Genomic DNA, 17,694 nt, shown 5'->3' on the forward strand with positions numbered 1-17,694 from the left:
AGTGAGGTGAAACGCTCGGTCCGAACCGTGCGGGGTCCCGTCGCGGGTCTGAAGTTTGTATGGATTCAGGATAACAAGCAGATCGCAATAGTCGTGAAGTTATCAACCTTCAATAATGAGAAAAGGGAACTGGGCTGAAAAGAGGTTTCTAAACTTCATTCGCTCAGTTCAAAGGGATTAGCTTCAGCGCGCTGCTCTAAGCCATTTTCCCCATGTTTCGGCTCAACTTGCTGGTTAGGCTTGTTTGGACCGCCCCCATGTTCGGCATCGCACGAGCGTTGATATTGTAGGTTCCCCTTGTAGCTTGGTAAGAGGGTCAGCGGGAATCAGTGTTTTGTTCGATGAGCTGAACAAGGCGAGAGACATAGTTTTGAAGAAATTCCACTGTGGATTCCTGGGTCACATGGCCGTCTGCATCGAGAAGCGTGGGTGACTGGGAAAGAAAGACTTCTGGTTGGCCGGGAGTGGGCATGTTGAAATATGAAAGGGCCAGCCTAAGGTTCTTCTGCGAGCTGTACCCGCCCATACGCCCAACGGAGTGACTGACGATTCCCGCGGGAAGGTTTTCCCAAGCGACATCGCTGTTGGGTTTGGAACCGATGTCTATGGCATTTTTCAGGCAGGAGGGGATGGTGCGGTTGTTCTCGGGCGTGACAAAAAATATCCCGTCGGAGGATTTGATGATCTTGCGGAACAGCGCGTATTCAGGCGGGGTCGGTTTGTCGCTGACCTGGGGGTCATCGTAGTCGAAATCGTAAAGAGGGAGATCCCGGATCTCGACGATGCGTGCGTTGTAGCCTTCAGGGAAATAGTCGATAAGATTGTGGGCGATTTTTCGTGCGTAGGATCCTCGACGCAGACTGCCGACGAGGACGGAGACGTTCTTATTCAAGGGACAATGCTCTTTCTAGGATCGAGTATGTGGGAATGAGGATTGGGTTAGAAATCCCAGTCGTCGTCGCTGGTGTCTTCGGCTTTGCCGATGATGTAGGAAGAGCCGGACCCGGAAAAGAAGTCATGATTTTCATCCGCTCCTGGTGCGAGGGCAGCGAGGATCTCGGGGTTGACGTTTGTCTCTTCCGGTGTGAAGCGGGCTGGATAGCCAAGATTCATGAGCGCTTTGTTTGCGTTGTAGCGGACGAAGACGGCTACGTCGTCCATGAGCCCGAGCGGTTCGTAAAGCTCACCGGAGTACTGCAATTCGAGTTCATAGAGTTCTTCGAGGAGTGCATAGGTAAATTCGCGCATGTTTTCCTGCGTGGCAGGGGACTGGGTTTCGAGGCCTCGCTGGTACTTGTATCCGGAGTAGTAGCCGTGCACAGCCTTGTCGCGCAAGATCAGCCGGATCATGTCCGCGGTGTTTGTGAGTGTCGCGTGGACGGAGAAGTGCAACGGCAGATAGAACCCTGCATACAGGAGCAACGAGGAGAGCAGCGTTGAGGAGACTTTGCGCTTAAGCGGGTCATCCCCGTAATAGTGGGTAAGTACCTTTTTACACCGTTCCTGGAGCATGTCGTTGGCAATGGCCCATCGGTAAGCGCTGTCAATCTCAGGCGTCGAGGTCAGAGTCGAAAAAACGGAGGAGTAGGAACGGGCGTGCACTGCTTGCATGAAGGCGATGTTGGTATAGACGGCTTCTTCGTGTTCTGTCTGTGAATCTTGGATCTGGCAGATTTCTCCGACGGTGGCCTGGACTGTGTCGAGCATGGTGAGCCCTGTGAATACGCGCATGGTTAGTGTTCGTTCTTCCTGGGTGAGTTTTTCCCATGCAGGAAGATCGTTGGAAAGTGGAACTTTTTCAGGGAGCCAAAAGTTGGCGGTGAGGCGGTTCCAGACTTCAAGGTCTTTATCGTCGACGACACGGTTCCAGTTGATAGGGCGTATGCGGGCGGCTGGGTTATGCCGGTAGCCTGGTGGGGTCACAGCGATCTCGGTATTCGAGTAAAGGGTGTCGTGAGAATTCATTGTGGTTCCTTCTGGGAGATCAGAGTTTCAACGTTAAAGTGCGCATGAGACGCAGTTTTCGATTTCGGTGCCTTCGAGGGCGGGTTGACGCAGGCGGATGTAGTAGAGGGTTTTGATTCCGGCACGCCAGGCGTAGATCTGCGCTTTGTTGATGTCCCGGGTGGTGGCGCTGTCGCGGAAGAATAACGTGAGTGAGAGGCCTTGGTCGACGTGGCGGGTGGCGGCGGCGTAGGTGTCGATGATCTTTTCGTAGCCGATCTCGTACGCGTCCTCGAAAAATTCGATGTTGGCGTCGGTCATGTGTGGGGCTGGGTAGTAGAGGCGGCCTAGTTTGCCTTCTTTTCGGATTTCGATCTTTGCCGCTATTGGATGGATTGATGCGGTCGCATTGTTGACATACGAGATCGATCCGGTCGGTGGGATCGCCTGTAAATAGGCGTTGTAAATGCCGTGCGCCATGACTGACTTGCGTAGCGCCTGCCAGTCCTCACGGGTCGGGATCGCGATTCCTACTTGGCTGAACAGTGCAGCGACTCGCTCGGTGGCAGGCAGCCAGTCTCGTTCGATGTACTTGTCGAAGTAGGAACCATCGGCGTAGGCCGAGGTCCCGAACCCGGCGAACGTCGTGCCACGTTCGATGGCGATCTGGTTTGAGACGCGTAGAGCGTGGTAGGTGACGGTGAGGAAATAGATGTCAGTGAAGTCGATGCCTTCCTCGCTGCCATAACGAATGCGCTGCGAGGCGAGGAACCCGTGAAGGTTCATTTGGCCGAGTCCAATCGCGTGCGATGCGTTGTTCCCCGCTGCGATCGACGGCACTGCGTCGATGTCTGTCTGGTCCGAGACGCTCGTCAGCGCGCGCACGGCGGTTTCGATGGTGGCGCCGAAGTCGGGAGAGTCCATCGCAGCGGCGATGTTCAGCGAGCCGAGATTGCATGAGATGTCATTCCCGATCTTCGTGTAGCCGCCGGCGGTGTCTAGGGTCGAGGGCGTGTTAACCTGGAGGATTTCGCTGCATAGATTCGACATGTTGACATGCCCCGCGAGCGGGTTGGCGCGGTTGACGGTGTCCTCGAAGAGGACGTAGGGGTAGCCGGACTCGAACTGCAGTTCGGCGAGGGTCTTGAAGAACTCGCGGGCGCTGATCGTGGTCTTGCGGATCCGTGGGTTCGCAACCAGTTCGTCGTAATGGTCGTTTACCGACAGGTCAGATAAGGGCTTGCCGTACTCGCGCGCGACGTCGTAGGGACTGAATAGGTGCATGTCCCGGTTCTCCTTCGCGAGTTTGAAGGTGACGTCGGGGATCACGACGCCCAGGGAGAGCGTTTTGATCCGAACCTTCTCATCCGCATTCTCGCGCTTCGTGTCGAGGAACCGGAGGATATCCGGGTGGTGTGCGTGAAGGTAGACCGCGCCGGCGCCTTGGCGGGCGCCGAGCTGGTTGGCGTAGGAGAAAGAATCTTCCAGGATCTTCATGACCGGCACGACCCCGGACGCCTGGTTCTGGATCTGTTTGATCGGCGCGCCGGTCTCGCGCAGGTTCGTCAGCAGCAGGGCGACGCCGCCGCCGCGCTTGGACAGCTGCAACGCCGAGTTCACGCCCCGGCCGATGGACTCCAGGTTGTCCTCCAGCCGCAGCAGGAAGCAGGAGACCAGCTCGCCGCGTTGTGCTTTTCCGGCGTTCAAGAACGTCGGGGTTGCTGGCTGGAAACGTCCCGAGATCATCTCGTCTGCCAGGCTGGTCGTGAGGGTTTCGTTGCCTTGCCCGAGGAATAGCGCGGTAGCGGCAACGCGTTCTCCGAAGTTCTCCAAGTACGTGGTCCCGTCGAAAGTGCGCAGGGCGTAGGAAGTGAAGAATTTGAAGGCACCGAGGAAGGTGGCAAAGCGGTGCCCGGCCATCTGTACGCGTTCGTGGAGCGAGGTCACGAAAGCGGGGTCGTAGGCGCGCAGGAACGCTTCCTCGTAGTAATTGTTGTCGATCAGCCATTCCAGCCGCCCCCATACCGAGCCGAACATCTTGGTGTTCGGGATGACGTGCTGGCGGAAGTATGCGCATGCGGCCTCGCGGTCCTTGCTGAACTGGATCGATCCATCGGGGCCGAACAGGTTCAGCTGCGCGTTCAGTGCGTGGTAGTCCTTTCGCGCCCCTATGCCCTCCGGTTGCGTGAGAGCCTGCGGGGAGTCGATGGTAGTGGTCATGCCGTCTTCCTTTCCTCTGTGTGCTGCTGCGCCCAGAAGCGGGGCAGTCCTTCTCTGACGCGTTCGACATCGCGGTCAGTGCCGAGCAATTCGAAGCGGTACAGCTCGGGCACTTGGCACTTGGTCGAGATGATGGGGCCGGCGAGGCAGTAGTGCTCGCCGAAGTTGGTGTTGCCAGCGGTGATGACCCCGCGGATCAGTGCCCGGTTGGCAGGGTCGTTCAGGAACATGCCCACCTGCTTCGGAACTGCACCTGTGCGCTCTCCGCCGCCATAGGTCGGCACGATCAGCACGAACGGCCTATTTACCCGAAGCAGCCCCTCCTGACGGGGCCGCAGCGGGATGCGCACCGCATGCAACTGCAGCCGGTCGACGAAGCGGCTGGTGTTCTCCGACACGCTCGAAAAGTACACGAGATTCGGAGAATCAGAATCTTTGAATTCTCGTACCTCGCGGTCTAAGAATTTATTTCTTTGGGAGGTCACCTTAGTATCTCCTCCTTCACTCAGTTGATGTCGGATTGATAAAAGCTATCGAACTAGATGTAGTGCCTAGCCGAGGCTGAGAGCACAACATGTTGTGTCAACAACCATAACTTCGATGGGGCGAACTAACAACTTCGATCCCTCAAGCTATGGAAATAACTGAGGTTTCGTGTCCACTTCTGGATCGCTCACTGCCTTGATGTGCACTCAATGATGAGGAACGGTCAGTGTTGGAGAACGATTAGTTGGGAGAGTTTAGGGTCGTCATTAGAGCAAGCATGGCGTCTGTATTTCCGCATTAACGGGTCATGCTGAACGTTACGAGGAGCATCTGAGCGATGGTCTTGGTTGTATTCATGGTGATCCGGACGTGTTCAAAGAGAAGATCATCGCTCACGAGTTGGAAAGCGAGAATCTGAATCGGTTGAAACTCCATTGGTGAAAGAACTTGAGGCCCAGGGCCACACGTTCGCACCGATGGAGTTTGCTGCGTTAGTGCATGAAGAATCGTCCATGTTGAGCGCGAAGCTGCAATGGGATCTGCGCAAGGACGGGACGAACTACGTCATTGACGCGGTGTTGATATCTCAAGCGTCTGCGCGCGAGGTGGCGGCGAGTTTGGATAAGCGCGGCTACACCTATGACGTGGTGAGTGTGCAAGCGACGTTCGAGGAATCCAAGGCTGGGATCTATGGTCGCTGGCTAGAGGGCTGTGCAGCCTTTGAGCGTGGTGAAAGCCAGCTTGGAGGTCGTCCGGTGCCGTCGGATTTTGCGAACAATCTGATCACACCGGATGGTAAATTGGCGACGGAAAAATCCGAGAAGAGGCTGTCAGAGCGCGGCGAGGGAGTAGTGAGTTTCAGGCAATACCGGCGCTGTTCTGCAACGCCGGAAATTGACCAAGTGAAACATGACGGAAAGCTCATAGCACGTTGCGCGGCGGCTGCACGGCAGATATTTCCCACGGCGCATGAGGTGCCGAAAACTCTCCGACAAATGAACCGTCCTGGCGCAGATCGGGAACCGGGATCGGAGACTAACGGCACGCCCTCCCCGTCCCCCGATATGTGCCGTAGGTGAACTCAGGTACCGCAGCTTGTGGCTTGTGGGCGGGCGGTCGCTTGGTTCCTGCTGTCCACGTGGGTGCAGGAAAAGCAGCGCAGCGGGTGGGCTTTTGCTGTGTACAGGTGGGCAGGAGGCCACCCGCGTGACCAGGAATAAAGAAGAGGGCCGGCACTCACCGTGAGGTGAGTGCCGCCCCTTTGCTGTGTGTTCGTTTAACTTTCGGCTGCTGGGGTCGTTTCGCTGGTTTTTTTGCGAGGCCGGCGGCGGGATGGGGCGCCGATTTTATTCAGTTCGGTTTGCGTCCAACCCTTTTTCAGTGCGGCCGTGAAAGCTTGCTTTTCGGCGGCCTTGGCTTGGTCTAGTTGCTGTTCGGCTTCCACGCGTGCGGCAACTGCTTGGGCAATATCGTTGGCGGCTTGCATGCGCAGGTCGTTTTGCGCTTGGAGCTGTTCGAGAATGCGGGTTGCTGCGTCACTCATGGTTGGTACCTTCCGGTAGGTTTGTGCCGGATCGACCGGGCCGATCCGGCGATGGTCTGCTGCTTCCAGCGTAGCGCGGTCACGTTGCGAAGCCAACGCACCCTGCACCCTGGTGAGGTGCAGGGCCCCGCCACGGAGGCGGAGCAAGCTATACACTTAGCACGGCTAAGTGGCTCGCATCCTTGATCTTCGATTCTGTGGATGAGACAATTGACCTGTTAGGTCAATTGGTGTTGCACTGGGCTGGAAGGTTGGTTCGCATGACTCGCTTCGATTCTCGGAAGCGTCAGTCGAACGCTGCCGGTGGCCGTTCGGTGCGCCGCGAGGTGAAGCTCACCGTTGACCAGAACTTGGCGTTGCAGGTCATGGCCGATGAGGCTGGCGTGTCGGTGGCTCGCCTTTTGGTGGAATCCACCTTGTCGCAGTCTCGTGGTGAGACTGCTGCCGAGCGCCACGAGCTGATTACCTCGTTGTTCTTGTTGCAGCGTGGTCTTGCTGCGGCGGGGAACAACATCAACCAGATCGCCAGGGCCGCGAATGCGACCGGTGAAATCAAGGGCGAGCTGCACGATTCGTTGGAGCATCTGCGGGCAACCGTGAAACGTATTGACGAGGTCTTGGAGTCGTTGAAGATTGCGGGTGATCCAGCATGATCCCCAACGTTACTCGCGGTGGTCGCATGGCCGGTTTGATGAACTACCTGGTTGGCCCTGGTCGTTCCAACGAGCACGAGAACCAGCGGCTCATTGCAGGAGATGATCGCGTGACTTTCGCTTATGCTCCTGGCGCTGAATTGTCGAAGTACGATGCTTTTGAGATTGCCGAGATGCTGGATGCGCCGCGCAAGGTGCACGGTACGGAAGTGACCAAGCCGCTGTATGCGAAAGACGAAGAATCCGGCGAGTTCTTGAAGGATGAAAACGGCAAGAAGATCCGCACCGGGTCGAAGGATGCGCACGTGTGGCATTGCTCCTTGGCTGTTGAATCCGGGTACGGCTCAGTGCCCGATGAGCAATGGGAAAAGATCGCGAAGTCCTTCGTGGAAAAGATGGGTTTCATTGATCCGGACGGCGCGAAATCCTCGCGCTGGGTTGCGGTGCATCACGGCGCATCGAAGAATGGCAACGACCATATTCACGTAGTGGTGTCGATGGTTCGCGAGGACGGAACCAAGGCGAGCACGCACAATGATTTCCACCGCGCCCAGGTCGCGTGCCGCGAGCTGGAAACAGAGTATGGATTGCCTCGATTGGAGTCCCAGGAACACGGCAAGGGTCTGGCGGGAGAGAAGCCAGCAGAGCGTGCGAGGGCCGAGCGTGGGAATAATGCTTTGTCGGATAAGTTCGAGCTGCGTCGCCGTCTGCGTGCAGCCTTGTCCACGGCGAATAGTGCCGAAGAGTATGTGCGCCATGCACAGGACTTGGGCGTGCGTGTTGCCCCGAGTTTCAAGGCCGGATCGAACAGTGAAGTGCGCGGCTATCGGGTGTCTTTGGGCGAACGCGGCAGTGATGACAAAGTGATTTGGTACGCGCCGTCAAAGCTGGATTCCACTCTTGCCTGGAATGATATTCACGCCAGGTTCGGGAACAAGGATCGCGTGGCCGGGGATGCCTATTTGGTGTCCTTGCATTCATCGAGCCAGTCCCGCGGGGATCGCAAGGCAGTAGCGCATCCGGTCAGTGCTCAGCAGTTGGATCGGATGATGAGCCATAAGACTGGCCCGGATACGCTGGCGAACATTTACGCGCGTTTGTCGTTGCAGTTCGAGCGCGGCAGGCCAGCGACGTTCCAGCAGCTTTCAGAGTCTTACGCCCGTGCTGCCCAGGGTGGAGGCAATGTGCGCTACGCGGCAAGGCTGAACCAGCGATTCAAAGCTGGCAAAGGTTATGGCTGGGTTGCTTTGGCGAAGCAAGCTGGTCGCTTAGGCCGAGTCATGATGCAGAATCATATGGCTGCTGATCGGCCTCGTTTTGCTTCGGGTGTCGATCGCTTGATCAACGATGCCGAGAACATTGTGAACGCGGAAATGAAACGTATCCAGGCACAGGAAGCGCAGAAAGTGGGTGCGTCGAAGGCACCGCATGTTCCGTACCGGGATTGGAACGCCGGGGCGCGTCCTGGATCGGGTACTGACCAGGGTTACGAACGATAGGCCCCAACCTAACGAGAGGAAGCACCGTGGAAAGCCAGGAAGAATCAGAGATGATGCAGGACTTCGGCAGCATTGTCCGAGCCGTGATGGGTTCGGGAATGCAAATGGCCGAGAACGCCCAGCGCCGAGCACAAATGCGGCTGTCCGAGGCCAATGCGGAAGTAGAGCGTGAACGCAACGTGGCTCAGATGGTTCACCGAGATTTATCTTCAGCGCAGTTCTGGAAGAGCGCTGGCAGCGAGGCGATTGCCGACAGGATGATCGTGGCCAGCGAACTTGCTGGACGCCATGAATCAGCTTCCCAGGCGTTCATGGCTGGTGCTGACCGTATCCGCAATCAGTTCGGGATCAACGTGGAGGACATTAACCGGGATCATCCCACGGCGGCGACTGACCGCCACCGGGCCTTGCGGGATGCGCTGGATGACTACCTGGCCGGCCAGCGGGAGCACGCCGAAGGCAACCCGGTAGCAGCCGAGCAGGCGCAGGAGAACGAAGAAGCTCACCAAGCAGTGGCTGAGCGCGCAGCAGGTGAAGAACTGGCTGATGAGGCTCACGCTGACGCGGCGGAGCGGCGCGCCGAGCAAGAGCCGGTGCTTGGTGGCAAAGAACAGGGTGAGCCAACTGAAAATTCTGCGGCTCCCGCAGCTCCTAAGCATGCCGATGGGGCAAAACCTGGTTCTGCTGATGCAGAGCCGAAGCAGAACAGCCCCGCTGCGCAACGGCTGCTGACGGTGTGGAAAGATAAGGGCGGCAAAGACGCTGATTTCCCGTTGGCTCCAACCACCGCTAACCCCCAGACAGCCATGAAGAACCGCAAGCGAGTCATGGCCGGAGCGGCCCCGGCACGCACACAGGGACAGGAGCGAACGCGATGATCGGCATTCCCCCAAACGATGATGAGCTGGATCTGGACGCTGGCGAGGCCAACGAGCCAGCGTCCCAACAACCAGTGACCGAGCAAGAACCAGAAGAACGCCCCTTCCTCTATGAGGATGCGGAACAGTGGCTGCATGGGTATGCGCTACCGCGCTACTTGCGCAGGCATGGCCCCTCAGGCCATGCGTGGGCACCGAATTGGTATGAGTACCCGGAAGCGTATTCGGTGATCACTGCGCTGTGGGAGACGTGGGAGCAGATGCGGTGGGATGGCCCTCAGCAGGTCTTGGTGTTCTATCGGGACTACTTCTATCCGCTGATGGACAGACTCACCGCGCAGGATGGCCCGTTCCATGCTTATGACAAGGTGATGCACCCAGAACTGCCCGAGATGCTCCCTATCTGGGACGCACCGAGCGGGTATTTCCGTTCATCTGTATAGCAGCAGCAAGAAGCTGGCCAGCGAATTTCGCTGGCCAGCTTCTTGCTTTTAATGCCACCTCTTGCGCACATGGTAGGGTGCGTAACCCATGTTTCTTGGCCCACCGGAGAGGCAGAAGCGTTGCGCCGCACACATGAGTGGTGTGAACACTCTTTTGATTCTTGCGGTTATTGCTGACTTAGCGGCCTACGTGAGTGATTGGTACCAGGCGGTGGAACTAGCCATCAACGCAAGCAAATACTATTTAGCAATTGCCAGGAACGATATCGGCCGAAATTCATAGAAGCTCGTCGTCCACGGTCTGTACGGATTCAGGGCGTAACACAAACCAGGGTGGAAAGATCTTCTCTCCACCCTGGTTTATTTTGCAGCTTTTCTATCGAACTACCCAAAACTCGGCAAATGGTTTGGTAGAACGAATGCAATTTAGAATCAACTTATAGTTAGAGATCCTCTTAGCGCTCAACCCTGATTGTGGTCAGGCAGTGGAATTAGTCCAAGATTCCAGATCAATTTTCTGCTGCACCAGTTCGCTTTCATCTCCGAAGCTATCAATTAAAACCTTCAATGATTCAAGCGCTTTTTTATGGCCGTGCGAGTCTATCCTTCCAGTAATGCGAATCAATGCGAACGCGGCTGACGAAATGAACAGTGCATCATCCAAAGCCTCCTGGCCTTTTAGAGTCTGGCTCCACTCGTCGCTAAGTGGTGCGTCTACTATCTCCAAAAGCTCCTGAACGGTTGTTTCTTCAGAGACCTCGTCTCGATGGTCTTCTGCCAAAGAAATTACGTCAAAGCCTTCGTCCGAACCAAACGGCGCGAACTCGTTGGTTAGATCTTCATAGAACTCCGAGGTGAAGTGATTCACATATTCATCATGGGGCGGTGTCAAATTATCGTCATGCATTTATGGCTGTTCCTAAAAGTCAAGAGTGAATCCTCTGTTAAGTTTCGAATCATTGCCTCGCTTGGATCGCGCGATCAATAAACTCTGTCAAAGCCTTTAGCCTTAGCTTTAGAGTCAATATGCGTGAACCAGCTAATGGGTTGAACTGAAAGCCACTCTTCCTCTTCCCCTGGGGCCAAGGAGAAGAAATCCCAGCTCTCACTAATCTCCGGAAAAAGGGTGTATGACCCCGGGCCCGCTGAACGAAGCGTCACTAATACTTCGATCCCAGCAGGGAACATGGAACTCCCAGTATTGCCCTCGACGAGCTTCTTAGTGACCCTCCGAGAAGAAACAACTTTTATGAGAACAGTTGTTCCTTTAGCTGGACCTTCAAGATACTCTCCGTAGAAAATTCGATGTCCCTTTTTGAGCGCTTCAATACTCGGCCCTCGTAAGCCGCTATCGCTCTTTTTACGGAATACTGAAAAACCCATGTTCCCCCAATTGAACTCGTGGATGCGGATAAGCCAACTCGTTACCGGCTTACTCTGTTACTTGCAGTATCTACCTCTGTGCCCTGGTGGACAACTTCCTGCTCGCTTCTTGTATCCAACGATCCGCCCAGTCTCCCAGACTCGTGCATGCTGGTAACTTTGGAACCGGCGATTGATCTTATAACTGCATCGCGTACCCATCCTGCGCTGGCATCTAGAGATCTGCGATATCGGACGTTTGGCGCCAACTCGGCTAATCCCATATTTGTAGACCTTGCTCTTCGATCCCCTGTGGTAGGACATGGTATAGCCGTAGTATTTTTTCTTGTTATACCTCTTCGACTTCCCAGGACGCGCGACGCCGCCCACCCTGACCGCATGCACGGAAGCTCTAGCTGCGGCGCGTGTTACGTTCCTACTCCATGTGTTATGCCATCTACTTGTGGCGCGGTTCCAACTATTCATATAGTTGTTCGAACTTGATCCGTACCCGCTGCCATAGCCGCCTCCGCAGCTAATTCTGATGGCAAATCCATACCATTGCGTTCGACATGCTTCACCATCGGTGTCGCTGCTATTAACTGGGTCATCCGGATATTTATAGCTTGTTGTGTTGCCGCCTTCTACTGGGTCACGTCCGGTAAATATCCCAGCATGAGAGTTGTAAAGACGTGCGCCCATCAGGATCAGTCCGCTGGTATCAACAGCTCGCTGATCAGCGCCATGCCAGCCATAAGTCGTCGCACCAGTATTCACTGGTTCGGACAGCTGGTTCCCATACTCGTCATACTGTGCCCACCCGGTGATACCTTGCCCCGCACCGGTGCCAGTGACCGGAACAGTGGCCACCACGTCTCCGTGGGGGTTGCTCAACGCCAGTTCAACGTTATTCTCGGTGATGGTTAGTGCCAGGTCTCCACCGATCGTGGACTCATACCGAGTCGTGATCGTTTGGGTTCCTTGAACACGGCTCGTCCATGCAGGGTTATCCGAATCATCGGCGTAGTGCTTCGTTTCGGTCCCGGCAGCGTTCGTCCCCGTAGAAGTTACCGATAGTCGGCGGCCTTGCGGATCCCGGGCGAAGGTGGAGGTGGTGCCGTTGCGGGTAATGGCTGCAGCAGCATCATCAGCGAAGTACTTCACCGTGATCGCCCCAGCACCAGCCTTCACACCACCAGCAGCTGCTGGCGCATCCGCGGCTGGAAGCGTGGTCTGCCGTCCCAACCCGTCATACACATACCCGGCGCCTACACCGACGCGGTCAGCCGCATCATAGGCCCAGGTCCGCGAAGCAGTCTGGGCTCCGTTGACCGTGGTGGTCAGCGAAGTACGGTTGCCGTTCTTATCGAACGCATACTTCCGCACCGTTGTCGGAGTGACGGCACCTTCAGCAGGGTCAGTATTGACGGTTTCGCCCGGCTGCGCGGTGACATCCTTGACTTCGGTCAGGCGTCCGGCCCGGTCATAGGTGAACGACCGGTCATAAGCTGCACCCCGGTCACCGGCGGTGGAGGTGCCAGCAAGGACATCACCCTCAGGAGTCGTCTCACCGACAATCCGGCCGGTGGTATCCCGGTTCTGTTCCCACGCGATCCAGGTCCCGTTCGACGTGGTCCCGTCTTCGGCTTTCAGCGGGCCGTCATAGGCCAGGCGGACCTGCTTGCCGGATTCGTCGTAGTCCATCTTCTGGGTGAAGCCGCCCGGGATGCTCTGGGTCAGGATGTTGCCGTCGCCATCGTAGGACGCCTTGTAGGTGCCGGTTCCCGTCCCACCATGCTTGGACACGGTCATGCTCGTGACCACGCCCTGGTACTCCGCGGTGCCGTCTGACGAGAGCGCCCCGTACTTGTAGGTCGAGGTGGACACCGGCGAGACGGTCTTGGACACGTTGCCAAATCCGTCGTACTCGGTCGTGGTCGTTTCCCCCAGCGAGTTCGTGTAGGAAGTGGTACGTCCCCACAGATCCTGGGTCCATTTCACCTCTGACTGCGGCAACGTGCCTGAGGCTAGTGCCCGTACGCCGTTCTGTACGCCGGTGGCGTCGTAGAGCTTCTCGACCGGTTGAACCGCGACAGTGGTGATGCCACTGGTGGTGACCGTGGTTTTCAGCTCCTGCCCGTCAGCACGGTAGGTCTGGGTTGTCGTGCGCTTGGCACCATCGGTCCCGGTCGAGGCCTCGGTGAACGTCGCCGGCTGGCCATAGATGTTGAACCCGGTCTGATGCTTCGACACCGAGCCAGCACCCTTTGGGGTGTTCTTGCAGAGGTATCCCGCAAATTCAGGTTTGCTGCCACAAACAGCATCAACGGCGTTGGTGCCGGCTGTGTAGTAGATGCTCTGAGTGGTGCCGGCGTCTGCTCCTGCCGACTTCGGCTGGCGGGTCTCGATGACGCGGCCCTGGTCGTCATACCTGGTTTCGACCACGATGTTGTTTGTCGTGGGAGACAGGACCTGAGTGACCTTGGTGGGGGTTCCGATCACCCAGCCTGAACGCAAGTTGTTCTTATCAGTAATCGCCTTTCCGTTCTTATCGACCGTATAGGCGTCATACCCGTTCTCCACCTGGGTGATGATCGGCTCATTCGTGGCAGACATGTCGACGTCGCCGGAATTCGCTTTGGTAGTGACTTCCTTCGTGGCAAGCATCCGCGGCATGCCGCCAGCATCAACATCGCTCAACGGCGTGTAGGTCGTCTTGGTGTGGACGCGAGCTGGCTCATCGTTCTCATCGGTGGTCACCGGAGAATATGAGTCAGTGACATACCCACGTAAGAATTCTGCGGTAGCCTCATTCTTCGCGATCTCATCTGCCTTGATCACCGGGTCGGTGGCGTTCGAGATCCCGTCACCGTTCTCATCCACATAGGCCGACAAAGCCGACCAGTAGAAAGACAAGGATGCCTGGTCCATATGTCCATTGACGATGCCGCCGACAACATTCTCAGGGGTTGCGGCCGAGGCCTGGATCATACGCAGGGCCCGCTCATCGTAGGCCCGTTCGACATTGCCGTCCTCGTTGAAGACGCTGGCGGTGCTCTGCCAGGCTCCGGCAGCGTACGAGGAGGTGTTCACGACTCGGTTCTGCGAATCCACATACTGCAGATCCGCATATTTGAAGTCGCTGGCTGCAACGGATCCGGCCTTGGACGATGCGATGTTCTTCCCCGCTCCGAACACTGCGTAACCGGTAACGGGACGCTTGGAACCTTCTTGCTCCCAGAGCTTGACTCGTTCTTCACGCAGGTCCGGCAGGTTGTTTCCATCCCCGACGGGGTTGACCCCATAGACAAAGCGTGCTGTCTGCACCCGGGAGTTCCCGTCGGTGGGGTTGCCGCGCTCGACCTTTTCCAGCCAATCAGCACGCCCGGAGCCGGTGTTCCCGAGCCCGTAGGAATAGTAGGTCGGGGCATCAACACGTGCGCCCCCACTGGTCTTTTCCTCGGTGGAAGCAATCAGCGGCACGCCAGCGGCCGAGTCAGCAGCATAGGTGTAGGAAGTGACATCCCCTGTGCGCGAATCCTTCACGCTGGTCAGTCGTGCATCAGCAGTCGTTCCGTCATACGCGTACTCGGCAATGTTCACAGTCTTCATCGCGCTGGCGGCTGGATCCCAGGCTGTGTAGGTGACTTTCGTGATCTTGCCTGAAGTGTCATAGGCCAGGTTGATGCGCCGGCAGCCCTTGACGGGGGTGGTCGTGTCGCATGTCAGGTTGGTCTCGGTGCCAGCAACAACCATCGTGGTCTGTCCAGCGGTGTTCGAGACGAACTTGGCTGTGCCCGTGCCGTTGCCGCCGGTGACGGTTTCGGTGATCCACTCGTAGATCTTGGAGTTGCCCTCCAGGATCGCACCACGCTTGAAGGTGGTCACTGTGCCGTCTTCCTCCGTGATCTTGATCCGCGCGGAGGTACCAGTGCCGGATAATGCGAGTTTCCATCCCGAAGCACTCGCGTCGTCATTCGCCGCGACATAAGTGCCCGTTTTCAAGGAGACACGGCCGTTGCCTGGCTGGCGGAAGACCGCCGCGGTTTCATCATCATTGATCAAGGTGACGGTGCCATCCAGGGCAGTGGATTCAGCGACCATCAGCCCTGAAAGACCCTCGTCGGGGCCTTCGATATTCACGCGCCAGCCTTTGCCGAAGATGCGGGAGTTCGCGCCGATCCCCGAGTAGGACGAGTAGGAGCGGTTCACGGACAGACCAGTGTTGCCGGCGTCGACTTCGACGTCGGTTTCCGAAAGGTTCAGTTCACCGGTGGTCAGCGCGACCTGTCCGTCGCCGGCCTCGGCAACAGGGTAGTTATCCCCGAAAGCGTGCGGCAGCTTGGTGACCTGGACTGGTTTCTTGGATTTGTTCGTGGTGCACTGCAACTTCGAAGCGGCTGGAGCTCCTGCATAGTCGAAGCAGACCTGCAGCTCAACCAAGGTCGCCAGGCGGTCTTTACCGAGTTCTTTCAATTTTCCGGCCGGAGCGGCTGCGACGTTGACCATGGTATTGACTTTGACCGGCTGCCCAACAGCGATAGCAGGCAACGTGGCAGCTTCATACCATCCGCTATTCGAACCATAGGTCGTCGTATCAGCGCTGACGCTGTTTGCTTCACGCCAATACACCTTCGGAGTCACCACGCCGGTCGATGAGCTCGGACCTTGGCCAGTGACCTTGAACGAGTCCGAAGTAGTGGAACCACCGGCAGGAGAAGTCAGCGAAGCAACGCCGTTGCCGAAGGTCCACGTGGTAGTGCCCGAAGTATTGGTCGCTTTGTCGTTCGCCTTCACCCTCAGGATATTCGCGCCCGTAGGATTCCATGACAAGGTCGCCTTGCCAGAGGTGGCCGTGACGGTCTTCCAAGGATCATTGTTCAACTGGTAAGAGAATTTGTCGGTGTCAGCGCTGGAAGAGAATGTGAAAGTATTCGAGGTGGGCTTTGTGGACTTCCAGCCGTTGTTCGTAATCCCTCCTGAGGAGGAGATCGAAGGAGCCGACGGCGCTACCGAGTCAACAGTGAAAGTAGTTGACGAACCGGCAGCCTTGGAACGCAGCGAACCGTCATTGGCCCAGGCCTTGACCGTGTAAGTGCCGTTCTCAGCCAAGGAGGCCTTATACGTGGAGACCTGCTTTGAAGCGACAGTCGTCCCTGCCTTCTTGGCCAGGGTGCTGGTGCCGGACATGTCGAACTCTGCCTTGACGTTACCGCCATCAGGGTCCGTCACTGTCGAACGGAACGTCGGGGTTTTGGACTTTACCCACAGTTTGCCAGCAGCGTCCTTGACTGACTCGCCGGAGTTGAACGAAACACCCGAAGGGGTTCCTGGGTAGGAGTTGTAGGTCACGATGAATTGCGGCTCAACCGGATCATTGGACCCGGTGATGTAGTTCGCTGAGCGGTACCGCTTCCAAGTGTTGTTGTTCGTCTCATCGGCGGCAATCAGTCGAACACCAAAATTCTTGGTGGGGTTATCTGCCCAGTACTGGGCGATCGGCGTGATCGGGTAGTAGACGTACCCGGCAGCACAGCTGGAGGAGTAGCCTTTGGAAATGTTGTTTGAACCCTCGCCGCTGGTTGTCACGCTGGGCTGTGCGGTCCAACGAACATCAGACGAAATCCACGAGGTCGTCACACGCTGCACTTTAATCGGCGACGAAGTGCACGAATAAGAGTGGTAGTTGTGCATCCGCAGCTCGGCCTTGGTGATCTTCTTGCCGTTCAAGGCGGTGGAGGCGAACTGCAGGAATGAGCGGGACTTCAACGAACCACCATTGAACGTGCCAACGCGAAGTTCAGGATCGCCGGCCTTGGATCCGGGGACGTCTGCCTGAACCCACGTATCAGAGACACCGGATGTCCAGGTCGGGTCAATCGTCACCGGATACTGGCGCTCTGGATCCTGCAGCCACTCTTTATCGACGGTTAGCGTGAGTACTGGGACGCCGTCTTCTTCGGTGAGTTCGGTGTCGACGAAACGTTCAGCAGATGGAAGGCCGGAAGCCTCATCGATCTTGGCATCCCACATCGTCGGCGCCGGGGCGAAGAATATGGTCTCGCCCGAGCCATTCACGGCACGCAGATCCCCGGTGTCCTTATCTTTCTTCAGGGTCAGGCCTTTAGAAAGTTGGACCGGGAAACGTAATGAGACATCTCCCTCGGGTGCCTTATCGACCACTGTGCGGTGGGAAAATCCTGACTTCAATGGCTGCACGACGACATCAGCTTCAGCTGACTGTTCCTGCGGAGCTTCCGAAGAGGATGACTCGACTGGCTCTGCCGATGTTTCTGGTTCCGGATTCGTGCTTGATGACTCTGCCGATGCTTCGCTCGGGGCAACAGTGGATGTTGCATCACTGTTACCGGTAGGCGACTGCGATGGCTTAGCTGTACCTTCGGCAACTTCAGACTCTTGGGAAGGGGCCTCAGATGATTCAGATTCCTCCGACGGGAGTGGAGTCACCGTTGAAGTTTGCGGTGAGACATCCCCAATGGATTCATCCGTCACTGGTACTTCGACCTGGTCAGAATACTTGGCCTGGTTCTCAGCAATCTCAGGCTGAGGAAGCTCGCCTTCCCAGCCCAGCGTGAGCTTGGCGTTCTGGTGCTCGCCGGTGGCGTCGAGCTCAGCGAGCACGACCGAATCTTGGGTGGGGCCATC

At 57.0% G+C, this 17,694-nt stretch carries 13 protein-coding genes; 5 read left to right on the forward strand and 8 right to left on the reverse strand.

What is annotated here, in order from left to right; genetic code table 11:
• Window positions 1-316: 316 nt before the first annotated feature.
• Genes AARI_RS16025 through nrdI form a run of 4 tightly spaced genes read right to left on the reverse strand, consistent with a single transcriptional unit; the run spans window position 317 to window position 4,649 of the window.
• The gene (locus AARI_RS16025) at window positions 317-892 is read right to left on the reverse strand and encodes an NADPH-dependent FMN reductase (protein WP_013350297.1); all 576 of its coding nucleotides are present in this window, start codon (window positions 890-892) and stop codon (window positions 317-319) included.
• Window positions 893-939: 47 nt separating this feature from the next.
• Window positions 940-1,965: a class 1b ribonucleoside-diphosphate reductase subunit beta gene (gene nrdF / locus AARI_RS16030; RefSeq protein WP_013350298.1), complete on the reverse strand. Its 1,026-nt coding sequence runs from the start codon at window positions 1,963-1,965 to the stop codon at window positions 940-942.
• 33 nt (window positions 1,966-1,998) lie between these two features.
• On the reverse strand, window positions 1,999-4,164 hold the full coding sequence (gene nrdE, locus AARI_RS16035) for a class 1b ribonucleoside-diphosphate reductase subunit alpha (RefSeq protein WP_013350299.1): 2,166 nt from the start codon (window positions 4,162-4,164) through the stop codon (window positions 1,999-2,001).
• The gene (nrdI, locus tag AARI_RS16040; RefSeq protein ID WP_013350300.1) at window positions 4,161-4,649 is read right to left on the reverse strand and encodes a class Ib ribonucleoside-diphosphate reductase assembly flavoprotein NrdI; all 489 of its coding nucleotides are present in this window, start codon (window positions 4,647-4,649) and stop codon (window positions 4,161-4,163) included. Before nrdI ends, nrdE begins: the two co-directional genes overlap by 4 nt.
• Before the next feature lie 438 nt (window positions 4,650-5,087).
• On the opposite strand from nrdI, the gene AARI_RS16045 reads away from it, so the two are divergent.
• Window positions 5,088-5,729: a zeta toxin family protein gene (locus AARI_RS16045; RefSeq protein ID WP_013350301.1), complete on the forward strand. Its 642-nt coding sequence runs from the start codon at window positions 5,088-5,090 to the stop codon at window positions 5,727-5,729.
• Between the two features lie 197 nt (window positions 5,730-5,926).
• Here the strand turns inward: AARI_RS16045 and AARI_RS16050 are convergent, their stop codons facing one another.
• On the reverse strand, window positions 5,927-6,340 hold the full coding sequence (locus tag AARI_RS16050) for a hypothetical protein (protein WP_013350302.1): 414 nt from the start codon (window positions 6,338-6,340) through the stop codon (window positions 5,927-5,929).
• A gap of 113 nt (window positions 6,341-6,453) precedes the next feature.
• Between AARI_RS16050 and mobC the strand changes: the two genes are divergently transcribed.
• From mobC to AARI_RS18790, 4 genes are read left to right on the forward strand one after another with little or no spacing between them, the layout of a single operon-like run.
• The gene (gene mobC / locus AARI_RS16055; RefSeq protein ID WP_013350303.1) at window positions 6,454-6,846 is read left to right on the forward strand and encodes a plasmid mobilization relaxosome protein MobC; all 393 of its coding nucleotides are present in this window, start codon (window positions 6,454-6,456) and stop codon (window positions 6,844-6,846) included.
• A complete protein-coding gene (locus tag AARI_RS18785; protein ID WP_013350304.1) occupies window positions 6,843-8,345 on the forward strand; it encodes a relaxase/mobilization nuclease domain-containing protein in 1,503 nt (500 codons plus the stop codon). Before mobC ends, AARI_RS18785 begins: the two co-directional genes overlap by 4 nt.
• A gap of 26 nt (window positions 8,346-8,371) precedes the next feature.
• The gene (locus AARI_RS16065; RefSeq protein ID WP_013350305.1) at window positions 8,372-9,223 is read left to right on the forward strand and encodes a hypothetical protein; all 852 of its coding nucleotides are present in this window, start codon (window positions 8,372-8,374) and stop codon (window positions 9,221-9,223) included.
• Entirely contained in the window at window positions 9,220-9,666 is a 447-nt protein-coding gene (locus AARI_RS18790; RefSeq protein ID WP_013350306.1) for a DUF4913 domain-containing protein, read from the forward strand. Before AARI_RS16065 ends, AARI_RS18790 begins: the two co-directional genes overlap by 4 nt.
• Before the next feature lie 478 nt (window positions 9,667-10,144).
• On the opposite strand, the gene AARI_RS16075 is transcribed toward AARI_RS18790, so the two are convergent.
• The 3 genes from AARI_RS16075 to AARI_RS16085 all read right to left on the reverse strand — a co-directional run bounded on the left by AARI_RS16075 (window position 10,145) and on the right by AARI_RS16085 (window position 17,670).
• On the reverse strand, window positions 10,145-10,573 hold the full coding sequence (locus tag AARI_RS16075; protein WP_013350308.1) for a hypothetical protein: 429 nt from the start codon (window positions 10,571-10,573) through the stop codon (window positions 10,145-10,147).
• Window positions 10,574-10,647: 74 nt separating this feature from the next.
• Window positions 10,648-11,049 carry a hypothetical protein gene (locus AARI_RS19790; RefSeq protein WP_157867178.1) on the reverse strand — a complete coding sequence of 134 codons (402 nt, stop codon included), beginning with the start codon at window positions 11,047-11,049 and terminating at the stop codon, window positions 10,648-10,650.
• Between the two features lie 57 nt (window positions 11,050-11,106).
• A complete protein-coding gene (locus tag AARI_RS16085) occupies window positions 11,107-17,670 on the reverse strand; it encodes a DNRLRE domain-containing protein (RefSeq protein ID WP_041649111.1) in 6,564 nt (2,187 codons plus the stop codon).
• Window positions 17,671-17,694: the final 24 nt, after the last annotated feature.

Source organism: Glutamicibacter arilaitensis Re117 (genome assembly GCF_000197735.1).
GTDB classification, from domain to species: domain Bacteria; phylum Actinomycetota; class Actinomycetes; order Actinomycetales; family Micrococcaceae; genus Glutamicibacter; species Glutamicibacter arilaitensis.

Excerpts from the sequence above, each read along its gene's own strand:
- AARI_RS18790 (WP_013350306.1), top strand. The coding sequence starts at position 9,220 with ATGATCGGCATTCCCCCAAACGATGATGAGCTGGATCTGGACGCTGGC.
- AARI_RS18785 (WP_013350304.1), top strand. The coding sequence starts at position 6,843 with ATGATCCCCAACGTTACTCGCGGTGGTCGCATGGCCGGTTTGATGAAC.
- nrdE (WP_013350299.1), bottom strand. The coding sequence starts at position 4,164 with ATGACCACTACCATCGACTCCCCGCAGGCTCTCACGCAACCGGAGGGC.
- AARI_RS16075 (WP_013350308.1), bottom strand. The coding sequence starts at position 10,573 with ATGCATGACGATAATTTGACACCGCCCCATGATGAATATGTGAATCAC.
- mobC (WP_013350303.1), top strand. The coding sequence starts at position 6,454 with ATGACTCGCTTCGATTCTCGGAAGCGTCAGTCGAACGCTGCCGGTGGC.
- nrdF (WP_013350298.1), bottom strand. The coding sequence starts at position 1,965 with ATGAATTCTCACGACACCCTTTACTCGAATACCGAGATCGCTGTGACC.
- AARI_RS19790 (WP_157867178.1), bottom strand. The coding sequence starts at position 11,049 with ATGGGTTTTTCAGTATTCCGTAAAAAGAGCGATAGCGGCTTACGAGGG.